Origin of the sequence: Bacillus sp. ms-22 (assembly GCF_009759805.1) — a bacterium.
GTDB lineage: Bacteria > Bacillota > Bacilli > Bacillales > Bacillaceae > Bacillus > Bacillus xiamenensis.
Genome location: NZ_CP046653.1, coordinates 416,915 through 438,679 on the forward strand (window position 1 = coordinate 416,915; position 21,765 = coordinate 438,679).

General features: G+C 40.6%; 22 protein-coding genes and 1 riboswitch. Of the genes, 14 read left to right on the plus strand and 8 right to left on the minus strand.

Going from position 1 to position 21,765, the window contains the following annotated elements; genetic code table 11:
• Nucleotides 1-21: 21 nt before the first annotated feature.
• From GPA07_RS02185 to GPA07_RS02195, 3 genes are all read left to right on the plus strand, one after another.
• Complete coding sequence (locus GPA07_RS02185) at nt 22-348, plus strand: PTS lactose/cellobiose transporter subunit IIA (protein ID WP_008355460.1); 327 nt, start codon at nt 22-24, stop codon at nt 346-348.
• A complete protein-coding gene (locus GPA07_RS02190) occupies nt 345-1,673 on the plus strand; it encodes a 6-phospho-beta-glucosidase (RefSeq protein WP_008355457.1) in 1,329 nt (442 codons plus the stop codon). The genes GPA07_RS02185 and GPA07_RS02190 overlap by 4 nt, the downstream gene beginning before the upstream one ends.
• Nucleotides 1,674-1,741: 68 nt before the next feature.
• On the plus strand, nt 1,742-2,206 hold the full coding sequence (locus GPA07_RS02195; protein WP_232532098.1) for a hypothetical protein: 465 nt from the start codon (nt 1,742-1,744) through the stop codon (nt 2,204-2,206).
• Nucleotides 2,207-2,530: 324 nt separating this feature from the next.
• Here GPA07_RS02195 and GPA07_RS02200 read toward each other — a convergent pair whose 3' ends face one another.
• A complete protein-coding gene (locus tag GPA07_RS02200) occupies nt 2,531-3,622 on the minus strand; it encodes a branched-chain amino acid aminotransferase (RefSeq protein WP_157291954.1) in 1,092 nt (363 codons plus the stop codon).
• 368 nt (nt 3,623-3,990) lie between these two features.
• On the opposite strand from GPA07_RS02200, the gene GPA07_RS02205 reads away from it, so the two are divergent.
• Nucleotides 3,991-5,442, plus strand: a complete 1,452-nt coding sequence (locus GPA07_RS02205) for a DUF1565 domain-containing protein (protein ID WP_157291955.1) — start codon at nt 3,991-3,993, stop codon at nt 5,440-5,442.
• On the opposite strand, the gene GPA07_RS02210 is transcribed toward GPA07_RS02205, so the two are convergent.
• Nucleotides 5,439-6,890, minus strand: coding sequence for a sensor histidine kinase (locus GPA07_RS02210; RefSeq protein ID WP_008355449.1), 1,452 nt, complete (start codon nt 6,888-6,890; stop codon nt 5,439-5,441). The two genes, GPA07_RS02205 and GPA07_RS02210, sit on opposite strands and share 4 nt — an antisense overlap.
• Nucleotides 6,887-7,567, minus strand: a complete 681-nt coding sequence (locus GPA07_RS02215; protein WP_008355447.1) for a response regulator transcription factor — start codon at nt 7,565-7,567, stop codon at nt 6,887-6,889. Before GPA07_RS02215 ends, GPA07_RS02210 begins: the two co-directional genes overlap by 4 nt.
• 283 nt (nt 7,568-7,850) lie before the next feature.
• Here GPA07_RS02215 and GPA07_RS02220 point away from each other — a divergent pair, with 283 nt between their 5' ends.
• The 5 genes from GPA07_RS02220 to GPA07_RS02240 all read left to right on the plus strand — a co-directional run bounded on the left by GPA07_RS02220 (nt 7,851) and on the right by GPA07_RS02240 (nt 13,690).
• Complete coding sequence (locus GPA07_RS02220; RefSeq protein ID WP_157291956.1) at nt 7,851-8,759, plus strand: PepSY domain-containing protein; 909 nt, start codon at nt 7,851-7,853, stop codon at nt 8,757-8,759.
• A 225-nt stretch (nt 8,760-8,984) separates the two neighbouring features.
• A riboswitch (SAM riboswitch) is annotated at nt 8,985-9,097 on the plus strand.
• 168 nt (nt 9,098-9,265) lie between these two features.
• Nucleotides 9,266-10,384 carry a sugar ABC transporter substrate-binding protein gene (locus tag GPA07_RS02225; RefSeq protein WP_008355443.1) on the plus strand — a complete coding sequence of 373 codons (1,119 nt, stop codon included), beginning with the start codon at nt 9,266-9,268 and terminating at the stop codon, nt 10,382-10,384.
• Between the two features lie 72 nt (nt 10,385-10,456).
• Entirely contained in the window at nt 10,457-11,953 is a 1,497-nt protein-coding gene (locus GPA07_RS02230; RefSeq protein ID WP_157291957.1) for a sugar ABC transporter ATP-binding protein, read from the plus strand.
• Nucleotides 11,950-12,963, plus strand: a complete 1,014-nt coding sequence (locus GPA07_RS02235) for an ABC transporter permease (protein WP_008355439.1) — start codon at nt 11,950-11,952, stop codon at nt 12,961-12,963. The genes GPA07_RS02230 and GPA07_RS02235 overlap by 4 nt, the downstream gene beginning before the upstream one ends.
• Nucleotides 12,964-13,057: 94 nt before the next feature.
• Nucleotides 13,058-13,690 (plus strand): GTP pyrophosphokinase YwaC, encoded by a 633-nt coding sequence (locus GPA07_RS02240; RefSeq protein WP_008355437.1) that lies wholly within the window; start codon nt 13,058-13,060, stop codon nt 13,688-13,690.
• A gap of 51 nt (nt 13,691-13,741) precedes the next feature.
• Here GPA07_RS02240 and GPA07_RS18570 read toward each other — a convergent pair whose 3' ends face one another.
• Together GPA07_RS18570 and GPA07_RS02245 are read right to left on the minus strand one after the other, a co-directional pair.
• Nucleotides 13,742-13,891 (minus strand): hypothetical protein, encoded by a 150-nt coding sequence (locus GPA07_RS18570; protein WP_167358859.1) that lies wholly within the window; start codon nt 13,889-13,891, stop codon nt 13,742-13,744.
• Between the two features lie 19 nt (nt 13,892-13,910).
• On the minus strand, nt 13,911-14,996 hold the full coding sequence (locus GPA07_RS02245) for a Rap family tetratricopeptide repeat protein (RefSeq protein WP_157291958.1): 1,086 nt from the start codon (nt 14,994-14,996) through the stop codon (nt 13,911-13,913).
• A 514-nt stretch (nt 14,997-15,510) separates the two neighbouring features.
• Here GPA07_RS02245 and GPA07_RS02250 point away from each other — a divergent pair.
• The 3 genes from GPA07_RS02250 (at nt 15,511) to GPA07_RS02260 (ending at nt 17,714) form a co-directional block, all read left to right on the plus strand.
• Entirely contained in the window at nt 15,511-16,275 is a 765-nt protein-coding gene (locus tag GPA07_RS02250; protein ID WP_008355433.1) for a transporter substrate-binding domain-containing protein, read from the plus strand.
• Between the two features lie 69 nt (nt 16,276-16,344).
• Nucleotides 16,345-16,989 (plus strand): amino acid ABC transporter permease, encoded by a 645-nt coding sequence (locus GPA07_RS02255; protein ID WP_008355431.1) that lies wholly within the window; start codon nt 16,345-16,347, stop codon nt 16,987-16,989.
• Complete coding sequence (locus GPA07_RS02260; protein WP_157291959.1) at nt 16,986-17,714, plus strand: amino acid ABC transporter ATP-binding protein; 729 nt, start codon at nt 16,986-16,988, stop codon at nt 17,712-17,714. Before GPA07_RS02255 ends, GPA07_RS02260 begins: the two co-directional genes overlap by 4 nt.
• Before the next feature lie 205 nt (nt 17,715-17,919).
• Here GPA07_RS02260 and GPA07_RS02265 read toward each other — a convergent pair whose 3' ends face one another.
• A complete protein-coding gene (locus tag GPA07_RS02265) occupies nt 17,920-18,303 on the minus strand; it encodes a glyoxalase GlxA (protein WP_157291960.1) in 384 nt (127 codons plus the stop codon).
• A gap of 118 nt (nt 18,304-18,421) precedes the next feature.
• Here GPA07_RS02265 and GPA07_RS02270 point away from each other — a divergent pair, with 118 nt between their 5' ends.
• A complete protein-coding gene (locus tag GPA07_RS02270) occupies nt 18,422-19,603 on the plus strand; it encodes a class I SAM-dependent rRNA methyltransferase (RefSeq protein ID WP_157291961.1) in 1,182 nt (393 codons plus the stop codon).
• A gap of 39 nt (nt 19,604-19,642) precedes the next feature.
• Here the strand turns inward: GPA07_RS02270 and GPA07_RS02275 are convergent, their stop codons facing one another.
• Nucleotides 19,643-20,323, minus strand: coding sequence for a CidB/LrgB family autolysis modulator (locus tag GPA07_RS02275; RefSeq protein WP_071168384.1), 681 nt, complete (start codon nt 20,321-20,323; stop codon nt 19,643-19,645).
• Nucleotides 20,317-20,676, minus strand: coding sequence for a CidA/LrgA family holin-like protein (locus GPA07_RS02280; protein ID WP_034738272.1), 360 nt, complete (start codon nt 20,674-20,676; stop codon nt 20,317-20,319). The genes GPA07_RS02275 and GPA07_RS02280 overlap by 7 nt, the downstream gene beginning before the upstream one ends.
• A gap of 189 nt (nt 20,677-20,865) precedes the next feature.
• Here GPA07_RS02280 and cidR point away from each other — a divergent pair, with 189 nt between their 5' ends.
• The gene (gene cidR, locus GPA07_RS02285) at nt 20,866-21,753 is read left to right on the plus strand and encodes a cidABC operon transcriptional activator CidR (RefSeq protein WP_008355418.1); all 888 of its coding nucleotides are present in this window, start codon (nt 20,866-20,868) and stop codon (nt 21,751-21,753) included.
• Nucleotides 21,754-21,765: the final 12 nt, after the last annotated feature.

Sequence of the window (21,765 nt, forward strand, 5' to 3'; positions counted from 1 at the left end):
GGAACAAGGGGGATGCGGCCGATGGAAATGGAACAAATTGTGTTTCAACTCATCTTGCACGGTGGAAATGGCAGAAGCTCAGCCATGGAGGCCATTACATTTGCAAAACAAGGAAACTTTGATGAGGCGAAGCAAAAATTGCAGGAAGCACAAGACGCGTTAAATGAGGCGCATCACGCACAGACAGAACTGATCCAAGGAGAAATCAGAGGTGAAAAGACTGACATCAGTCTCTTAATGATTCATGCACAGGATCATCTCATGAACGCAATGACCGTCAAGGAGCTTGCAGCGGAAATCATTGAGATCCATGAAAAAATGAAGCAATTTGGAGGGGTCAATTCATGAAAGACGGAATCAAAATTGTCACAATAGGCGGTGGATCGAGCTATACGCCTGAGCTGGTGGAAGGTTTTATCAAACGGTATCATGAATTGCCTATCAAGGAATTATGGCTTGTGGATATTGAAGCAGGGCAGGAAAAGCTGAACATCGTAGGTGCTCTTGCAAAACGTATGGTCGAAAAAGCCGGTTTGCCGATTGACGTGCACCTCACCCTTGACCGCCGGGCAGCCCTGAAGGATGCTGACTTTGTCACAACACAATTTCGTGTAGGACTGCTTGAAGCTAGAGCGAAAGATGAAAGAATCCCGCTTAAATATGGCGTCATTGGACAGGAAACGAACGGGCCAGGCGGTTTATTGAAAGGTCTTCGCACCATTCCAGTCATTCTAGAGATCGTGAAAGATATGGAAGAGCTTTGTCCAGATGCTTGGCTTGTGAACTTTACAAATCCAGCAGGTATGGTCACAGAAGCTGTTTTACGCTACACGAATTTGAAAAAAGTGGTCGGTCTCTGTAATGTGCCGATTGGAATCAAAATGGGGATTGCAAAAGCACTTGATGTCGATGTTGAACGCATCGAGGTGCAGTTCGCAGGCCTCAATCATATGGTCTATGGATTAGATGTGTATTTAGATGGGGTCAGCATTATGGATCAGGTGCTCGATGAATTAGGAAATCCAAATAGCCAGTGGTCGATGAGGAACATTGAAGCGAAAAACTGGGAGCCTTCTTTTGTCAAAGGTTTAGGGGTCATTCCATGTCCGTATCATCGTTATTACTATAAAACGAAAGATATGCTGGAAGAAGAGCAAAAAGCGGCACAAGAAAAAGGAACAAGAGCAGAGGTTGTGCAGCAAGTCGAGCAGGAATTGTTTGAGTTATACAAAGACCCTGATTTATCAATTAAACCGCCGCAGCTAGAAAAAAGAGGCGGGGCATATTACAGCGATGCGGCATGTAATTTAATCAGCTCGATTTATAATGATAAGCATGACATACAACCAGTGAATACAGTAAACAGAGGAGCAATTGCCAGTATTCCGGCTGAATCAGCGGTTGAAGTGAACTGTATCATTACAAAGGATGGACCAAAACCAATAGCGACAGGTGATCTCCCTGTGGCTGTAAGAGGACTTGTTCAACAAATCAAATCATTCGAGCGTGTGGCAGCTGAAGCGGCTGTGACGGGTGATTATGAGACGGCGCTAGTCGCCATGACGATCAATCCACTCGTTCCTTCTGACGAAATCGCAAAGCAAATTTTAGATGAAATGCTAGAAGCGCACCGTGAATATTTACCGCAATTCTTCAAATCAGTGAATGCATAAAACGAAATGGCCCCTTTATGGGGTCGTTTTTGATGATTTGACCATATGGAAACATGAGAAAGAAGTGTATGATAGGAAGGGTTCTACAGAAAACAGCACGTACTGCTGAAAAGAAAGAGGTGGAAGAAGAATATGATGGCAATCGGCTTCATGCTTTACGGGTTTGTCGTCCACCCGATGATGAGCTTTGGCACGGTGGCGCTGTTTTTGTATGGAGTGATCGCTTCGATTATCGGTCTCATTCGGTATCAATCATATGTATGGATATGTATGTACTGCGTTTGTTGGTTTGTCTGACAATCCCTGTGACCAACTTGTTGATGTATTTTGCGACAATTGGAGGAGACGCGAGAGAGTTTGATTTTCAGCCAATGCCGCTTGCTTACAATCTTGTCTTTATCCTTGAAATCATCATCATCTTTTTGCCGGAAATCTTTTTGTTGATTGAAAGAAAGCGGGAGATCAAAGGGGTAAAGTGGATGTATGCTGGGATGATTGTCTGTGTATCAATTTTGTTTTGGTGCACGATTTAATTCGATCGAGCGTGAAGTTGAGTCTTATTTTGTCTTTTGACTATGTCGTCTCTTTCGTCGATATTTCACAAAAGTAACAGAAAGGGCAATGGTAGAAATCCCGAGAAACTTAAATGTAAATCGAGTGAGAAACGGCGAATCCTCGAATCCTGTAGCCACTATGCATGACCCAATGAAAATCCCAAATATAGCTAGTAGATAAGTCAAAAACATACCATCACTCCTTTTTGGGAATAAGTGTATAATGACCATTATAAGCGATAAGGAAGGTAAACATAAACAAAAAAAAGAACCCTTCGTGAAATGAAAGGTTCTTTCGCTTGCTTATGCCTGCTTGACGACCGAGTCGACTTCTACGGTCCAGCCGAAGATGTCTGGCTGCGTGCCTTTTTGGATGCCAGTAATCGCATTGTACAACTTCTTTGATACTTCACCCGTTTGACCATTTTGAATGACGTATGACTGATCATGATAAATTAATTCACCGACAGGAGAAATCACAGCCGCCGTTCCTGTTCCAAAGATTTCTTCAAGCTCACCTGATTGATGGGCTTCAATGATCTCATCAATTGAAATTTTTCGTTCTGTCACTGGGATCTCCCAATGCTTTAGAAGTTCAAGCACAGAGTTACGTGTGATGCCTTCCAAAATGCTGCCATTCAATTCAGGCGTCACGATTTCTCCATTGATTTTAAAGAAGATATTCATACTCCCGACTTCCTCAATATACTTCTTCTCGATGCCATCAAGCCAAAGAACTTGTGAAAACCCTTTGGCTTCAGCGACTTGCTGTGCCTTCAGGCTGGATGCATAGTTTCCAGCTGTTTTGGCATTTCCTGTTCCGCCCTTAACGGCACGGACAAACTCGTTTTCAACCGCAATTTTGACCGGATGGATGCCTTCTTTATAGTAAGAGCCTACTGGAGATAAGATAATGATCAGTTTATATGTGCTTGATGGTGCAACACCTAAATAGGGCTCAGTGGAAATAATGAATGGACGAATATACAAAGAAGTGCCCTCTGCATCAGGTACCCAATCCTTGTCAATGCGAATGAGTTCATTTAAGCCCTCTAAAACCGTTTCTGTATCAATTTGCGGGATACACAGGCGGTCATTCGATCTGTTTAAGCGTTCCATATTTTTTTCTGGACGGAATAAGAGAATCTTTTGATCCTCAGAAACATAAGCCTTTAAGCCTTCAAAAACCGATTGGCCATAATGGTAGACCATAGAAGCTGGGTCCATGGGAATCGCCTGATAAGGAATAATTCTTGGATCATACCAGCCTTTATCAATTGAATAATCCATCACAAACATGTGGTCTGTGAAGATTTTTCCGAATTCAAGTTGATCAGATTGAGGTTTTGGTTTTTTTGTTGAACTAAGTTCAATGCGGATGGGTTGTTTTGGCATCGTAAATCTCCTTGCTGTTTGATTATTTGAAAATTCTAATAATATGAAATAATTATGATTCTATTCTATACCTTCACAAAATATTAGCAATAGGTTTTCTGGAATTCAAACAAGAAAAATCTGTTAAGCGCTTTCCTCCTCTCTGCCGTCTGTCTTACGGGTGTCACCTCTTTTCAAAAAAAGAAATAAAAGCCAATTTCGTTATTAACTGATTAATCTGACAATTTTAAAGCGTGTGGTTTTTCTGTAAGATATTCTTTCAACCATACACCTTTTGACTAGTACATTGCAAGGGGCAGCGCCATATTTTAACCCTCTTTTTTTTAGCCGATAAAGTAAGAAGAGAATGGAAGGGAGCAAACAACGAGATGAAACGAATCATACCAGGTATCCTACTGATTGTATTCATGATCGTGATCAGCTTTGGTTGTCAAGCAATGACAGAGAAGGCTGGTGCGAAGCAAGGAACAACGTATTACGTGGCAGTAAACGGAAACGACAAAAATTCGGGAACGAAGTCAAAACCTTTCCGTACGCTGAAAAAAGCGGCAAGTATGGCTAAAGCAGGGGTAACGATTTACATAAGAGGCGGTACATACAAAGAGAAATTGATTGTCCACCATTCAGGAACAAAGAAAGCACCTGTTGTCTTTCAAGCCTATGGAACAGAAAAGCCTGTTATTAGCGGGCGGTCTTTCAAAGGAAATCAAGCTGACGGGGGTCTTGTCAACATTGATCAAAAAAGCTACATCACCCTCAAAGGCGTAACGGTCGGACATATCAAAACGAATAAAGAAGATGTGACACCGGTCGGTATGTTGATCACAGGCAGCGGCAAAGGAGTCAAGCTGCTCAACAACCGTGTGTACGACATTCAGACAACACACAAAAATGGGAATGCACATGGTATTGCTGTCTATGGAACAAAAGCACCTGCGGCGATTGAAGACATTGAAATCAAAGGAAATATCGTTGAAAAATTGAAGCTGGGTTTTAGTGAAGCGCTTGTGCTAAATGGGAACGTCAAAACATTCCGCGTGACACATAATACGGTTAGGCATACTGACAATATCGGTATTGATTTGATTGGTTTTGAGAATGTCGCACCTTCTAAAAAGTATGATCAAGTTAGAAACGGTGTCGTATCTAGAAACAAAGTCTATGACATAACGAGTGTTGGGAACCCAGCCTATGGCAAGGACATCTCCGCTGGGGGAATTTATGTTGATGGCGGAAAAGATATCGTGATCGACCATAACATCACCCATCACAATGACCTTGGAATTGAAGTCACAAGTGAGCATAAAGGGAAAACGGCCGATCGCATTCGCATTGAGCACAATCAAGTGTATTTGAACCGTTATACAGGCATCTCAATTGGCGGTTATGACAAGAAGCGGGGCGGAACCACAAACACGACGATCTCCCATAACATTCTGTACAAAAATGACACAGCCGGTTTAGAAGGCGGTCAATTGCTGATGCAATATCGATCCGTGAACAATCGAATCACGAATAATATCATGACAGCTAGTGCTTCGCATTACTTAGTCGTGAACCTTTATAAAGTGAACCAGAAGAATACATTCCAGAAGAACGTGTATGATGACCGTAAAGGTGCGAAAGCATCACAGTGGGTATGGCGAGGAAAATGGATGGAAGGCTACAAAACGTATCGCTCCAAAAGCGGTCAAGATAAAGGATCAGCACACCTCAATCCACAATATGTGAATGAGAAAAAATATGATTTCCGTCTTAAGGCATCATCACCTGCTACAAAAATACTCCGAAAAATGGAAATAAAACCCCAAAATCATTAAGATTTTGGGGTTTTATTGCATTCGGATTGTAAGGGCAGGAGCATTGAAAATATACTTCCTTCCCCTTTGACACTTTGGACAGTCAGATCACCACCATGTAATGAGAGGATGGATTTGGAAATAGATAAACCTAATCCTGCCCCACCAAACCTTCTAGAACGGGAGTTTTCTTCTCGGTAAAAGCGATTAAAAACAAAAGGGATTTTTTCTTTATCAATACCACTTCCGTTATCTTGAACAGATAACACAATATGTGTTTCATTTTGGTATAACTTCATTTGAATGATTCTGTTGGTATGATTGGTATGCTGAACGGCATTCATAAACAAATTGAGAATGACTTGTTTGATCTTATCAATATCCACGCAGGTGAATACGCCACTCTCAACATGATACATCACATGTCCGCCCCCTGCCAAAAGGTCAAGCTGATGTTTCATCTCTTGTAATAATTGATCTAAATAGACAGGTTCTTTTTGGAGAGTAGGCGCTTTATCTAGTTTAGCAAGTGTTAATAAATCTTCCACAAGACGCTGAATACGGGTTAATTCAGTATGCATATTTCTTAAAGACAAGTCCAATTGTTTTGGTGTGGTGGCAGCTCCCCGTAATAGCACTTCTAAAAACCCCCGAATGGATGTTAGTGGTGTTCTGAGTTCATGAGAAGCATCAGAAATGAAATGTCTCATTCGTTCTTTTGCTCTCCGTTCCGCGTCAAATGCTTCTTCAATTCGTTTCAGCATAGCATTTAATGAAACGGAAAGAACATGAATCTCATATTGCCTAGGAAATGAAGGGAGTTGCTGGTGTAAATTATTTGCATCAATTTGTTTCATCAAGCGAATGACTGAAAATAAGGGTTTCAGTGCGATAGACAATACAAAATAAAGGATAGTAAATCCGATGAACAAAGCCATAAATGATATGAGGGCATAGTTTTTCATCTGCTTATAAAGAATATCTGTGAGACCCACTGTAAAGGAGCTCATTTGAATTGCACCGACTACTTTTCCATCTATACGGATGGGTTCAACAACGACAAGAATTTCTTGTCCTGAATGTTCATTTAACAGTTTAAAATTAAGTCTTTTTTTCGGTTGAAGAAAGTGACGGTATGTTTCCTTTTTTAATGTTGGGACAGACCCTGCATGAGGATCTTTGGACAAAACGGTTACTTTTTCATCAGTAGAGACAAAGGCGACACTCACTCCTGGAAAGAAAACATTTGGGATGTTTGATTTTTCTAATGCAGAGGGTTCGCTATGTTCAAGCCAAGTTTCCCCAGGGACGGACAAAATATGACTTTGTAGGCTGAGAGCTTTGTTTTCATATAAAAACTGCTTCATAAAGATAAACTGAAAATAACCAATGGCAACAAGTAGGAAGAAAAGAATGAGAAAAGAACCTAACAATAGCTGAATACGTAATGACCGAATTCGCATGCTCATTGAATATCCAATCTATAGCCTGTACTCCTAAGCGTACGTATCATTTTGTGTTCCTTGTCACCAATTTTATCTCGTAAAGCACGGATATAAACTTCGACAATATTGTCCTCCCCATTAAAATCATAGCCCCAAACCTTTTCTAAAATGGTTGATTTGCTCAATACAATACCATGATTGACAATGAATAACTTTAACAGCTCATACTCCGTGGCAGAGAGCTTTAATACCTTTTGGTTGAAGCGAATTTCCTTTCTTCTGTCATCAACTTGAAAAGGGCCAATAGATAAATCACTTAATAAGTAAGGAAATTGATTGCGCAGTCTCGCTTGAATTCTTGCAAGAAGCTCATCAAAGCTAAATGGCTTCATCATATAATCATCTGCTCCGCCACACAAACCTTTGATTCGGTATTCGACTTCATCTTTTGCAGTAAGCATAATAATTGAGATTTGACAAACCTTCTTCATCAATTTACATACTTCATAGCCATCCATACCTGGCATCATCACATCCAAAATGCATATGTGTGGTTGATACGTTTTGACTATGTTTAAAGCGGATAGACCATCAGTGGCAGTTTTAACTTGAAAACCTTCGTTTTCGAGCCCCAATGTTAAAAAGTCGACAATGGCTGGTTCGTCATCGACTACAAGTAATTTAATATGCTGATACTTCATGATCATGACTCCTTCCAAAAAGCTCATACCGTTATTATTTTGTGTTTAGCTGAAAGTATCCTGAAAAACAGCTGAAAATGAGTTGAATGAAAGATATGCTATTTTTTCCATGCTTCAAATGAGCAAAAATATCCCTTTATATCAAAGAATGTCACAACCAAAATAAGATATTTATCAGTTTTCAGCTTATTTTCAGGTGGCCTTAAAGTCCTTTTCAGGTTGAGGGTGTAGAATCGCTAGTGTTGGGAGAAGCTCAACAGTAAATTTGAGGAGGCATTTCATTATGAAAGGACCATTTAAAGTATTATCAGGAGCTGCTTTAGGAACAATTATTTCAATTAGCTCATTAACATCGGCACATGCTGCTGTATTGCATAAGGAGGGTGACGTTGTCCAACAAACGACCAAGCAAGAACAAACGGCTGTAACAGAAGCCACTGCGAAAAAAGTGGCTTTGAAAAATTGTTCAGGTGTCATTCAATCGACTACTGTAAAAACTGAAAAGTCAGTAACAGTCTATGTGGTTAAAGTTCTTGGAGAAGATGGTAAACAGCATACGCTGAAAGTCAATTGTCATACAGGAAAAATCATCAAGCACGAAACAGCAAAAAAAGAAAAAGCAATTAACAAGCAAACCGCTCAAAAGATTGCTTTGAAAAATTGCTCAGGTGTCATTCAGTCATTAGAAATGCAAAAAGAGGATCAGACCTATGTTTACGTCATTAAGCTACTAGGTGACGATGGTAAACAACATGTTGAAAAAATCAACTGTCAAAATGGAAAGGTAATCTCACACCAAACTGGCAGTCAAACGATCAGTATTTCGAAATCAAAAGCACAAACGATTGCACTTTCTAAAACAAAAGGTGCTATTCAATCGGTACAATTAAAAAAGGATACAGATGAATATGTTTATGTGATAAAAGTATTGGGTGAGGATGGAAAAGCTTACACGTATCATATCAATTGTGAAAAGGGTCAAGTAATGAAACAAAAAGTGTCTGCAAAAGCAGAGGGAATTACAAAACAACATGCTAAAGAGATTGCCTTAAAAAATTGCACAGGCGTAGTCAAAGATATGCAATTAAAGAAAGAAGGAAATATAACAATGTATGTCATCAAAGTCGTTGATCAGTCTCAAAAAGAGCAAACAGTGAAAATCAATGCAAATACAGGGAAAGTCTGTTCATAATCTAATATTTCGGCACATTTCATTTCTTGTTCATGACAATTCCAAAACTACCTAAAAACACGCAAATCTTGCTCCTGATAGTCATTGACTATCAGGTTTTTTTATCATTCGATTTCTTTTTGATCACGATATCAAATTTAAAATATTCAAAAAATGATTGACAATGATGGAACATCACATTAAAGTTAAGAAGACATTTCAACTAAAACAAACTTCATAACACATCTCTTATCAAGAGAGGCAGAGGGACTGGCCCTATGACGCCCGGCAACCGTTTCTATTATTCAAGAAATTGGTGCTAATTCCTGCAAAGCTGTTACAGCTTTGACAGATAAGAGAGGAAGACTTCCCGATACATGTTTCATGCAACGGTGATCAAGCCTCTCTTTACAAGAGAGGCTTTTTTGTTTCTTTTGAAGAAACAAATGATTGGTTGACAGGCATTTTCCCACTTTTTACCCTAGTTTTCTGATGTGAAAACAAAAATAATTGAAGGAGGAACAACAATGAAACGTAAATATTGGACATCATCCCTTGTATTATTGACGATCCTGACAGTTCTATTATCTGGCTGCGGTACGGGATCGAGCGCAGGCTCAAAAGCCAATGCAAACGAAAAGGTATCCTTTGACAATGTACCGAAGCGCTTTGCAAAGGGGCAGGGAGCAAAAATTAAAGTCATCCGCAAAATTGGCGGGGACGATCATACGGCTCAATTTTTAGCAGGGACAAAGGCAGAAGGTGAAGCGCTGGGCTTTACAGTGGACGTCTACACGGCAAATGGTGATACAGCAAAGTTCCATGATGCCATTTCTCAGGCACTAGAAGAAAACTATGATGGCTTTATCATCTCGCATGGGGATGATGAGGCGACAGTCGCTGATGTGAAGAAGATCACAGCGAAAGGCATCCCAGTTGTGGCGTTTGATTCGAACCCGAAGCTAAAGGACATCAAAGGAGTCACCGTGACATCTCAAGATGATGAACAATTAGCGAAAAAATCATTAGACGCGCTCGTGGCTGATTTTAAAGGAAAAGCAAACATTGCGTACCTTTGGGTAGACGGGTTCCCGCCGATGGTGAGACGAAACAAGGTGTACCAAGAAACGCTCAAACAACATACAGGGATCAAGGAGCTTGACCGATTTGGCGTTGCTTCCTCTGATACGTCTGTTCAAACACAAAATGCAGTAGCGGCGATGCTGAATAAGTATCCAAAGGGCAAGCTTGATGCGATTTTTGCCACATGGGATGCATTTGCCATCGGTGCGGCAAGAGCTTTAAAGGAAGCAGGAAGAACAGAAGTGAAAATTTACGGTATTGATGTGTCTAATGCCGATCTGCAAGAAATGACTTCGGAAAACAGTCCGTGGAAGTACACAGCAGCGGTCGATCCGAAGCTCATCGGGGCAGTCGACGTGAGGATTCTTGCGAAGAAAATAGCTGGCGAGAAAACGCCATCTTCCTATGACCTTGAGGCCTCCCTCATTTCACAAAAGCAACTTCAACAAGCAGGAAAGGCCATCAATATGGTCAATCTTGCAGAGGAAGTAAAAGGGTTCGGTTCATCGACTGCCTTTGAAGAAGATTGGATGAAGACCTTGAAGAAGCATTATGCAAAATAACCCGCGTGCACTCTCTTTCAATAGAGGGTGTTTCGTTTTTCAAATGACGATCAGTAGAGAAGGAGGACACCTATGACATCGCCACTTGTTTGTATGAAGAACATTTCGATTGAATTTCCAGGGGTCAAAGCGCTGGATCAAGTGAATTTCACATTAAAAAGAGGAACGGTCCATGCCCTTATTGGGGCGAACGGTGCTGGGAAGTCCACGTTAATGAAGGTTCTCTCTGGTGCTCATTCGCATTTTGAAGGAACCATCCACATCAATGGCGAGGCGGCAGCGATTCAAACACCGAAGGATGCGGCCTCATATGGTGTGCAGACAGTCCATCAAGAAGTGGATACAGCCCTAGTTCCCTATTTAAGTGTTGGTGAAAATATGATGATACATGAGATTGAGAAAAAACCATTTGTCCGCTGGAAAGAGCTTCATCGCAAGGCAGCTCAACTATTAAAAGAGATGGACATTGACATCTCCACGAAGCGTCTTGTGAGTGACCTGACACTGGCAGAAAAACAGATGGTGCTCATTGCCAAAGCTGTTTCTATCAAATGCAGCATTTTAATTTTAGATGAACCAACGGCTCCACTCAGTCATGCGGAAACAAGCAAATTATTCTCAATGATTCAGCAATTGAAACAGAAAGGCACGGGCATCATTTTTATCTCGCACCGCATGCCAGAAATTTTCAACATTTGCGATGAATTGACTGTGATGAGGAATGGAACCGATGTGGCGGTACACCTTGTCAAAGAGACCGATCCAAAGCAGGTCATTGAAGAAATGTTAGGTGCACCATTAGAGGAGCAATTCCCGCCCCGTACACCTTTGAAGGATGCACCGATTGTGCTTGACGTGAAAGAGTTGCATGACCAGCATAAATTGAACAACATTCACCTCCATGTGAAAAAAGGGGAAATCCTCGGGATCGCAGGACTAGTCGGCGCTGGTAAAACGGAACTGTGCAAAGCCCTGTTCGGTGCTTCAGAAAAAAAGACAGGCACTGTGGCACTTCATGGTCAAACCATTCATATCCAATCGCCTCATCAGGCCGTGAGAGCTGGAATTGCCCTTGTGCCGGAAGAGCGGAGAAAAGAAGGGATTCTCACAGAAGAGACCGTGGGATGGAACTTAACAGCTGCAAGCCTCCGTTCGTTTGCAAGGATATTCAGCTTCTTACATCGTTCTAAGGAAAGGCAGGCAGCAAGTGAAATCGTCAAACGGCTAGGTGTCAAAACACCTTCTCTGGAAGCGAAGGTGAAGCATCTATCTGGCGGCAATCAGCAAAAGATTGCAATTGGAAAATGGCTACTGGCTGAGGCGGATGTGTACCTCTTTGATGAACCAACCAAAGGCGTAGACGTTGGAGCGAAAAAAGACATTTTCACTCTTATTGCAGAGCTTGCTGCCCGTGGAAAATCCGTTATTTATGCCTCAAGTGAACTGTCGGAAATCGCAGGGATCGCAGATCGAGTATACGTCCTATACGATGGCAGCATTGCCCGGGAAATGACTGCACCAACGACAGAAGAAGAGCTTTTATATCATTCAACAGGAGGACAATCATGAGTGAGCGACAAATTTCAGCCCCTGTTCAGCAAATCAAAAAACAGCGGCCAACATTTCACCTGTTTGATTTCTTTTATCAATATGGCACCATTTTAACAATCGTCGTATTGATTGTTGTATTTGCGACAGCGAATCCAGCATTTTTACAGTCAGGTAATATCATCAATATTTTACGATCCATCTCCATTGTGACCATCATTGCGGTGGGATTAACCATCTCATTAGCAGTGAATGGCTTTGATTTATCCGTAGGATCGGTTGCAACGTTATCGAATGCGATTGTGATTTCTATGTTTGTATGGTTCTCGCAAAACCCACTGATTGCGATCCTTTCTGCGCTAGCGGCTTCCCTTATTGTCGGCTTGCTGAATGCCTGGATGATTGTCAAAATGAAGATCCCAGATATGCTCATGACATTAGCCATGATGTTTATCATTCAAGGGCTGGCACAAACCTATACGAAAGGGGCAACCATTTCTGAAAATATGGTGATGCCGGATGGCACGTTCTCAACTGGTACCATCCCTGCCTTTTTCAGCAAAATCGGGCAGGTGCCCTATATCATTATGATTATGGCAGCCATCGTGTTGTTTGCGCATGTTTTCATGACCTACACAAAGCACGGGCGATTGATGTATATCATCGGTGGAAATAAAGAGGCGGCCCGATTATCTGGCATACATGTGAACAAATACAAAATCGCAGCATACCTTCTGTCTGCTTTATTTGCTGCAATCGGTGGTATCGTGCTCGCTTCAAGGGTCATGACAGCAGAAATTAATGCTGGTACGCCTTATTTAATGGATGGCGTTGCTGCTGCATTTATCGGTTTTTCGGTCATGGGAGCAGGTAAACCAAACGCATTTGGTACATTTATTGGTGCGGTGCTCATCGGTATTTTGCAAAATGGTCTTGTGATGATGTCTGTCCCTTATTACGCGATGGATATTGTAAAAGGATCTGTGCTGGCACTTGCATTAGCGCTGACTTATTACAAACAGCGGGGCTAAGATGTATTTTTTTAAAACCATTCGAGTCCTTTCTCCGTCTAGTAAACGGAAAGCGGTGTAACAGCTGTTTGCCAAAAGGAGATGACAAAGAGAAATGAATATGTCAGCAACTCATGTAGAAGATTTGAAAAGTGTCATGGAAGACTGGAAAAATGAATTATTAGTATATAAATTTGCATTAGATGAAATGGATACAAAGTTTTCGATCATTAGTCAGGAATATAATTTAATCCATGGACACAATCCAATAGAGCATACAAAATCACGCATCAAATCCTTTGAAAGCATCGTGAACAAACTAGCAAGGAAAGGGTGCGACATCACCACACAATGTGCCAAGGAGCATATTCATGATATTGCTGGTGTCCGCATCATCTGCTCTTTTATTCAAGATATCTATAACATTATTGATGTGCTGAGGCAAAGAGAGGATTTAAAGATTCTTGAGGTAAAGGATTACATTCAAGATCCAAAACCAAATGGCTATAGAAGTCTGCATTTAATTGTTGAAATTCCTGTCTACTTAACGAATCGTGTGGAGCATGTGAAGGTTGAGATTCAGGTGCGGACCATTGCGATGGATTTTTGGGCGAGTCTTGAACATAAAATCTATTATAAACTGCAAAATGATGTCCCTCATCAGCTCACCGATGAGCTAAAGGAAGCGGCAGATATCGCCCATTACTTAGATGAAAAGATGCAAAATATCAAACGAGAAATTGATTAGCAGATAAAAAAGAGTAGCTGGTTATGATCACAGCTACTCTTTTCAGTCGTATTAAGGGTTGGTTCCGCGATCTCTCTTTTGAATGATCGTACCCTCATCTTGTGATTGGGCAGATTGGCTGCCTTTTTGGGTAGAAGTACCAATGAAAACACCTGTGATCAAGAGTGCAAAAATTGAACTTAAAATAAGCCATTTCTTCATCATACATCACTCCATCTTCTTAACAAGTTTTGATTGATAAAGCCTTGTTCCAAAAATAAGTTGATTCTTGATGAAGACCATTTTCAGTTAAGTATGCCGCTACATCTTGACAGATGGCCTCAAGATCAACAAGGAAATTCATGGATTCTAATTGATCACAATAAGAAATGATCTGCTCAATCATGTTGTCTGGCTGGAGCATGAGTGTTTCTAAAATTGATAATTTAAGTGAAATGTTTCGTTGTTTTAAATTTTCTGCTTTTTGAAGTGAAAGCTGTACATAATAGTGGAACAAACCAGGCTTTTTCAGCTTAAATAGTGCTTTCGTGTAGGCATACATGGCCAGTAAATAGCCGCCTGGAGAAGAAGTTTCGAATGCCTCAATCAATAAAGCTTTTTCTAGGAGCGGTACAGCTTCACTATATTCATTTCTTAAGCTTTTTATAAAGGCTGCATTGCAATACGCGTGACCAAGTAAATCTGGGTCCTTCATCTGTTCTAGTGAATGAATCACTTGTTCAAATAAAGTTTCTGCCTCATCATATTTCGATTGATCAGCATAATTCAAAGCGAGCATCATTTGACAGCTGATTGATTTTTTCACATAACATGGATCTGCGTCATAAATAGATGAAGCCATTTTCAAGTGGTGGATGGAGAGAAGTGTGGACCTAATATTATAGTATAGGCACCCTGTTTTATAATGGAATTCTGCTTTTTCAATGTCATCATGTACGAGATCTAATTTATCCTCGGCCAATTTCAAATGGTGTAATGCTGTATCCTGATTCCCTTTGCGCATTTCATACATTCCTTTAAAGAAATAAAAATAGTAGCTGAGCATATCATCTGTCCGGATTGCATGTTCATCAACAAAAAGACTATGATCTAACGAAGCTGTATCTTCGATTAAATCCTTGAAACGGTATTCTAGAAGTTGATAGTAAAGTAAAACGTCTTGATTCTCTTCCATTTGATCAAACGCTTGAAGAATGTCTTCTTTTAGTTGAATGGCTTCTTGTATCTCTCTTTTTTTCATCATGACATACCAGTCATTTAGCATGTTTGCTACATCGACGGACGATAAAACACCTGTTTCTGCCAATTGGCATCCTCCTTTCTTCACCTATTCATGTATTCCGATTCCCGTTCATTTGAATGTATCTTCTTATATTTTAAGCGGTCTCTCGCAATTTGTAAAACATGTTTTTTGATGTAAATTCAACCATTGGTGAAAAATAAAGGGAATAACCGCTCGTTTGTATACGCTTGCATTTTTTTAGGTAAAAAGAGGATGTTGGAGAAAATATATCACGATATTAATAGAGGGAGGAAGGCGGTGGAAGAGTATTTTTTCATAGATTAGAAAGAAACGTCGGTTCTAAAGGGTAATCCTTATTTTTTTTGTGAGATTTTATAACATAAATATTGTGAATCACTCTGCTTTCGGAATAAAATGAGTTATTCGCAAAAAAGTAAAATTTAAAGAGACTATCGATCTAGAATTGTATAGATCTTTGGTATTGATAAAAAATATCACACATCGTAGCTTTAGCGTGTTATAGTAAGATTGTTGTTGCGAATATTTAGACAAAACTGACAATAGGGGGTCGTGTTTTATGAAGAAATCGATGCTACTGATCATGGGATTAATTGTTGTGCTCGTCATGGCAGCCTGTGGATCAAAATCGGACAGCGGTTCAGGAGAAAGCAAAGGTACATATAAAATTGGGATAGATACAACATATCCGCCATTTGAATTTGAAAAGGGCGGTAAATATGAAGGAATAGACGTAGATTTAATTAACGCAATTGCGAAAGACCAAGGCTTTAAAGTGAAGCTTGAAGCAATGGACTTCTCAGGGATTATCCCAGCAATGCAAGCTGGTCAGCTTGATGTTGGAATGGGCGGAATGAGTATTACAGATGAGCGTAAAAAGAAAGTAGATTTCTCAGATCCATACTTTGACGCTGGACTGACAGTTGTTGTGAAGAAAGACAGCAGCATCAAATCGATTGATGATTTAAAAGGGAAAAAGCTAGCGGTTAAAAATGGGACAACAGGAGCGAAATTTGCATCTGATAACGCTGATAAATATGGGTATGAAGTTGTTCAATTTAATGATAGTCCATCTATGTTCCAAGAAGTATCTAATGGAAATGCAGACGCATTGATTGAAGATTATCCTGTCATTACGTATGCAATTGCTCAACAAGATTTAAAATTGAAAACAGTTGGAGACCGCTTGAATGGAGACCAATATGGTATCTCTGTGATGAAGGGGAAAAACCAAGACCTATTGAAGAAAATCAATAAAGGCCTAGAGAACCTAAAGAAAAACGGTGAATATGACAAAATTATTGAAAAATATTTGAAGTCATAACAAAAGCGAGGCGCGCTACGAGCGCGCTTTCTTTATGTGTAACCGTATGTGAATTAGGGAGGGAGAAACATGGACACGATTGTTAATGCATTTCCGTATTTAATGGATGGTTTGCAAACCACTTTATATATCTTTGTTGTTGCCATCATTTTAGGGTTTATTATCGGTTTAATTGTGGCATTATTCCGCTTGTCACCATTTAAAATCTTGAATTTCATTGCACTTGTTTTTGTGAATGCGATTCGAGGTACGCCATTTATCGTACAGCTATTTTTCATTTATTTTGGTTTAAATACACTTGAATTTATCTCGCTTGATCGAGTGCCGGCAGGGATTATTACAGTAGCGATTAATGCGGGGGCTTATTTCTCAGAAATTATTCGTGCAGGAATTCAGTCCATTGACAAAGGACAAACAGAAGCCGCACGCTCTTTAGGATTTACAGGTGGGCAAAACATGCGCTTTATCGTCCTTCCACAGGCATTTCGTCGCATGCTTCCAGCCATTACCAACCAAGCCATCATCAGCTTGAAGGACACGTCACTCTTATCCATTATCGGGATTGCCGATATCATGCAGAGGGGACAAGTTCAAGCATCGGCTACATTTGATCCTTTGAATGTCTGGCTCATTGTCGGTGTCATTTATTTCGTGATCATTTATTTACTTTCTCTACTGGCTAGTTACGCAGAAAGGAGATTTGATGTGAAATGAGTATGATTACGGTGAAAAATTTAAAGAAATCCTTTGGTGAAAACGAAGTCTTAAAGGATATTAATGCAGTCATCGAGGAAAAGGAAGTCGTGTGTGTTATTGGTCCTTCTGGGTCAGGAAAAAGCACGTTTTTAAGATGTCTCAATAAATTAGAGGATATTACGGCTGGAGAGGTCGTTGTCAATGGACATACGATTACAGACCCAAAGGTCAACATCAATAAAGTACGACAAGAAGTGGGCATGGTGTTTCAGCACTTTAATTTATTTCCTCATAAAACCGTTTTAGAAAATATCACGATCGCACCAATTAAAGTAAAAGGTGTCGAAAAGAAGGCGGCAGTCGAAAAAGCTTTAGACTTGCTTGAAAAAGTCGGCTTAAAAGACAAAGCCAAAAGCTACCCTAACCAATTATCCGGTGGCCAAAAGCAGCGTGTCGCCATTGCAAGGGCCTTGGCGATGGACCCGAAAGTGCTATTATTCGATGAGCCGACATCTGCGCTTGACCCTGAGGTCGTTGGGGATGTATTAGCTGTCATGAAACAACTAGCAGTCGAAGGGATGACGATGATTGTCGTCACACATGAAATGGGCTTTGCTAGAGAGGTTGGAGACCGCGTGATCTTTATGGACGGTGGATATATCGTCGAAGAAGACAAACCAGAAGCACTCTTTGGAAACCCGCAGCACGAGCGTACAAAATTATTTCTTAGTAAGGTGTTATAAAAAAAGAGTAAGAGCAGGGATACATGCTCTTACTCTTTTTCTTTTGTTGAAAAATGAAGTGACTAGAATGAACAAATTCACTCAATAAATGAAGAAGTACAATGGTGGCAAGGAAGACGGCACCGATAAACAGGTAATGCCCGTCTTATTTGCATGTTCACAAATGTGAAAAGCCCCTAATATGACATGCATTTCCTAGGAAATATTAGCGCTGAAAGAATTCAATCCATTCTTGGTCAGGTCCTCTGAAAAAGAAGTAGCAATATCCATTTGGCAATGTTGTGATTTCTTCATCAATTAATTCAATTTGCAGCTTTTGAATACGATTGAATTCAGCGTGAATATTGTCTGTTGTGAAGGCGAGATGATGAACCTTTCCTTCAGATGGCAGATCACTGCTGTAGCCCTGAATGAGCTCAACTTCTGTCTCTGCTTCGTTCTTGAATCCAAGAAATGCAAGCTCAATGACTCCGTTTGTATGTGTGATTCGATCCTTTAATTTCATGCCCACAACCTTTTCATAAAAATCAATGGACTGATCAATATCTGTAACCATAATACCTGTATGATCTAAGCGTAATGTTGTCAAAAGAAGAGCCTCCTCTATGTCATGTTGATATTTTTCTCCTCATCTTATCATAATAGAAGTAACGTATACATTCATATGGTAGGATAGAGAGAGTCAATTTAGGATAAGGATGACACAAATGAAAAAAATCTCATTAAAACAAACATTTGCAGAACAAGTGAAAAAGGGATATCCGCTTATTTCAAAAGATGCTGTATCACGTGTGAACGGTGTACAGGAAGGCGAGCTCATTGAATGGGTGGATGAAAGAGGCTCTTTTTTAGGAAAAGGGTATTATGGTGTGCAAAATAAAGGGATTGGCTGGGTGCTTTCCTTTGATGCGAACGAAACAATAGATCAAGCCTTTTTTGTCTCTAAGCTGGAGCAGGCAGCGAAAAGTAGAACGCATTTATTTCGTGATGCGCAGACAACGGCTTTTCGTGTGTTCAATGGAGAGGGAGATGGAATTGGTGGATTCACGATTGATTATTATGACGGATTCTATCTCATCCAATGGTATAGTGAAGGTGTTTATACATTTAAAGCAGAGGTATTGACTGCGCTTGAGCAGGTGTACCCTGACTATAAAGGAATTTATGAAAAGAAACGATTTGATACATCTGGACAATATATTGAGGACGACGATTTTGTGAAGGGAGAGAAAGGTGACTTTCCTCTTATCGTGAAAGAAAACGGGATGAACGTGGCAATTTACTTAAATGATGGTGCAATGACAGGCATTTTCCTTGATCAGCGTCATGTAAGAAAAGCAATTCGAGATCGCTATGCAAAAGGAAAGACCGTTCTTAATACGTTTTCTTATACCGGCGCTTTCTCGGTGGCAGCAGCGCTTGGCGGAGCGAGCCGTACGACAAGTGTGGATGTCGCAAATCGCAGTTTGAAAAAGACAGCCGAGCAGTTTGAAGTGAATGGAATTGACGTGGACGAGCAGGATATTAAAGTCATGGACGTATTTAAATACTTTCCGTTTGCGGCGAAAAAAGGCTGGACCTATGATCTAGTCATCTTGGATCCGCCTTCCTTTGCACGAACGAAGAAACACACATTCAGTGCGGCGAAGGATTATAAGAAACTATTAAAAGAAGCCATCCAGATCACAGCTGAAAACGGCGTCATTGTGGCATCAACCAATAGCAGTGCATTTGGGATGAAAAAGTTTAAAGGATTTATTGCACAGGCCTTTAAAGAATCAGGGAAGACGTATCGTATTCTTGAAGAATATACACTCCCTGAGGACTTCCGTACAACAAAAAATTATCCCGAGGGGAACTATTTAAAGGTTGTCTTCATCCAAGCTTAAAGAAAAAAGCCATTTTCCGATAAGGGGAAATGGCTTTTTCTATAAGGCAAACGACATGAGGATAGGCGCTGCACATAATGTAATAATGGCTGAAATAATCATGGATACACTTGAGATCGTGCCTGAGACGGAGCTCAGTTCAAAGGCCTTCGATGTTCCTGCACCGTGAGCTCCTGTACCAAGCAGGACGCCCATTGCAATGTCATTATCAATGCGGAAATAACGGATGACCAATGGGCCAATGATCGAGCCAAATAGGGCTGTTAAAATGACGAATACAGCCGTAACGGACGGCATGCCGCCAATCATTTCAGACACGCTCATCGCAACAGGTGTTGTGACGGACCTTGGGACGAGGCTCTCAATAAGGCCCGTGTCCAAATGAAACCATTTGGCGATAAATGCTGTTGATAAAATGGCAACGACAGAACCGCAGGCCACATTCAGAATGATTTCGACTGCATGCTTCTTCAGAATGTGAAAATACTTATATAAAGGAATGGCAAATGCCACAGTCGCAGGCTGAAGCATATTTGTCAGCCATTTCCCGCCTTGATTGTAAGCGTCGTAAGGAATGTTCACGATTAACAGCAAGGCCACAAGGACGACAGGGGTCACAAGTAAAGGGGAGACGTAGACTTTCGGATGCCGTTTGTAAACCGCTTTTGAGCCGAGATAGATCAGAATCGTTAAGATCAAAAATAGTCCGCCAACTAACATAGCTTTTTTCGCTCCTTTCTTTTCGCAATCATCTGCGTCATCATGCCAGTCGAGAGCATGACCACAAAGGTACTAAGTAAAACAACAAGGACAATACTTGTGCCAGACTGAGAAAGCAATGTTCCATAATCAATCACACCTACTGCTGAAGGGATAAAGAACAGCAGCAGTTCTCCAAGCAGCCATACGGCGCCAAGTTCAATCCATTTTAATTGAATGATGTTAAAATGAAGTAATAAGAAAATGACAAGAATGCCTAAGATTGTGCCCGGAATTCTTAAATGCAAAAAGGCCGCCAGCACATTCATCAATTTCGCAAAAACAAATAAAGCCATAATCTGAAGGATAGCCATCAGCGGCGTTCTGAGCAATTGCACTTTCTGTTCACTCCTTTTTCTATATAAATTGTTCACTGTTTCACAAAAACAAAACAACGTTCTAATCGGTGAGCTTACTTTAAAGTGTACAGCACGTTTCATTATAGGTAAAATACATATATTGAATAGTTATTATTCCTTTTGTCTATAGAAAGGGTGAATCATATGGACATCAGACATTTAACATATTTCTTAGAAGTGGCAAGGTTAAAGAGTTTTACGAAAGCATCACAATCCCTTTATGTGTCGCAGCCGACCATTTCCAAGATGGTCAAAAACCTAGAGGATGAACTGGGGGTACAGTTGTTTTACCGTAATGGCAGGCAGGTTGAAATGACAGATGCTGGACAAACCATGTATACACAGGCGAGTGAAATCACACAATCATTTCAGAATTTAACAAGTGAATTAAATGATGTCATGCATGTGAAAAAAGGACATATCCGAATAGGACTGCCGCCTATGATTGGATCAAGTTTTTTCCCAAATGTCATGGGAGAATTCCGCCAGCATTATCCAGATGTCACCTTTCAATTGGTGGAGCACGGCTCCATTAAAGTAGAGGAAGGGGTCGAGGATGGGTCGTTAGATATTGGTGTGATTGTTCTGCCTGCAAATGATAAAATTTTTCATACATACACCATTATTAAAGAAAATATGAAGCTTGTGACGCATCCATCGCATCCGATGGCAGGACGTGATGAGGTGCATTTAGCCGACTTAAAGGAAGAGTCTTTTATTTTCTTTAGAGAGGATTTCGTTCTGCACAGCCGAATCTTGAATGAATGTATGAATGCGGGGTTCAGACCAAACGTCATTTATGAAACGTCACAATGGGATTTCATAAGTGAAATGGTAGCTGAGAACCTTGGGATCGGGCTTTTGCCTGAACGGATCTGCCGTGATCTAGATCCTGAAAAGGTGAGGGTTATTTCCTTAAATCCGTCTATTCCATGGCATTTGGGTGTCATTTGGCGAAAGGACCGCTACTTGTCCTTTGCAGCAAGAGAATGGTTAAAGCATACAAAATCCTATGTTTGGGATGCAGAGTAAAAGGGAGGATGA

What these genes read in the sequence shown, in the direction of transcription:
- GPA07_RS02185 (WP_008355460.1), top strand. Translation starts at nt 22, where the DNA reads ATGGAAATGGAACAAATTGTGTTTCAACTCATCTTGCACGGTGGAAAT.
- GPA07_RS02190 (WP_008355457.1), top strand. Translation starts at nt 345, where the DNA reads ATGAAAGACGGAATCAAAATTGTCACAATAGGCGGTGGATCGAGCTAT.
- GPA07_RS02195 (WP_232532098.1), top strand. Translation starts at nt 1,742, where the DNA reads ATGATAGGAAGGGTTCTACAGAAAACAGCACGTACTGCTGAAAAGAAA.
- GPA07_RS02200 (WP_157291954.1), bottom strand. Translation starts at nt 3,622, where the DNA reads ATGCCAAAACAACCCATCCGCATTGAACTTAGTTCAACAAAAAAACCA.
- GPA07_RS02205 (WP_157291955.1), top strand. Translation starts at nt 3,991, where the DNA reads ATGAAACGAATCATACCAGGTATCCTACTGATTGTATTCATGATCGTG.
- GPA07_RS02210 (WP_008355449.1), bottom strand. Translation starts at nt 6,890, where the DNA reads ATGAGCATGCGAATTCGGTCATTACGTATTCAGCTATTGTTAGGTTCT.
- GPA07_RS02215 (WP_008355447.1), bottom strand. Translation starts at nt 7,567, where the DNA reads ATGAAGTATCAGCATATTAAATTACTTGTAGTCGATGACGAACCAGCC.
- GPA07_RS02220 (WP_157291956.1), top strand. Translation starts at nt 7,851, where the DNA reads ATGAAAGGACCATTTAAAGTATTATCAGGAGCTGCTTTAGGAACAATT.
- GPA07_RS02225 (WP_008355443.1), top strand. Translation starts at nt 9,266, where the DNA reads ATGAAACGTAAATATTGGACATCATCCCTTGTATTATTGACGATCCTG.
- GPA07_RS02230 (WP_157291957.1), top strand. Translation starts at nt 10,457, where the DNA reads ATGACATCGCCACTTGTTTGTATGAAGAACATTTCGATTGAATTTCCA.
- GPA07_RS02235 (WP_008355439.1), top strand. Translation starts at nt 11,950, where the DNA reads ATGAGTGAGCGACAAATTTCAGCCCCTGTTCAGCAAATCAAAAAACAG.
- GPA07_RS02240 (WP_008355437.1), top strand. Translation starts at nt 13,058, where the DNA reads ATGAATATGTCAGCAACTCATGTAGAAGATTTGAAAAGTGTCATGGAA.
- GPA07_RS18570 (WP_167358859.1), bottom strand. Translation starts at nt 13,891, where the DNA reads ATGAAGAAATGGCTTATTTTAAGTTCAATTTTTGCACTCTTGATCACA.
- GPA07_RS02250 (WP_008355433.1), top strand. Translation starts at nt 15,511, where the DNA reads ATGAAGAAATCGATGCTACTGATCATGGGATTAATTGTTGTGCTCGTC.
- GPA07_RS02255 (WP_008355431.1), top strand. Translation starts at nt 16,345, where the DNA reads ATGGACACGATTGTTAATGCATTTCCGTATTTAATGGATGGTTTGCAA.
- GPA07_RS02260 (WP_157291959.1), top strand. Translation starts at nt 16,986, where the DNA reads ATGAGTATGATTACGGTGAAAAATTTAAAGAAATCCTTTGGTGAAAAC.
- GPA07_RS02270 (WP_157291961.1), top strand. Translation starts at nt 18,422, where the DNA reads ATGAAAAAAATCTCATTAAAACAAACATTTGCAGAACAAGTGAAAAAG.
- GPA07_RS02275 (WP_071168384.1), bottom strand. Translation starts at nt 20,323, where the DNA reads ATGTTAGTTGGCGGACTATTTTTGATCTTAACGATTCTGATCTATCTC.
- GPA07_RS02280 (WP_034738272.1), bottom strand. Translation starts at nt 20,676, where the DNA reads ATGGCTATCCTTCAGATTATGGCTTTATTTGTTTTTGCGAAATTGATG.
- cidR (WP_008355418.1), top strand. Translation starts at nt 20,866, where the DNA reads ATGGACATCAGACATTTAACATATTTCTTAGAAGTGGCAAGGTTAAAG.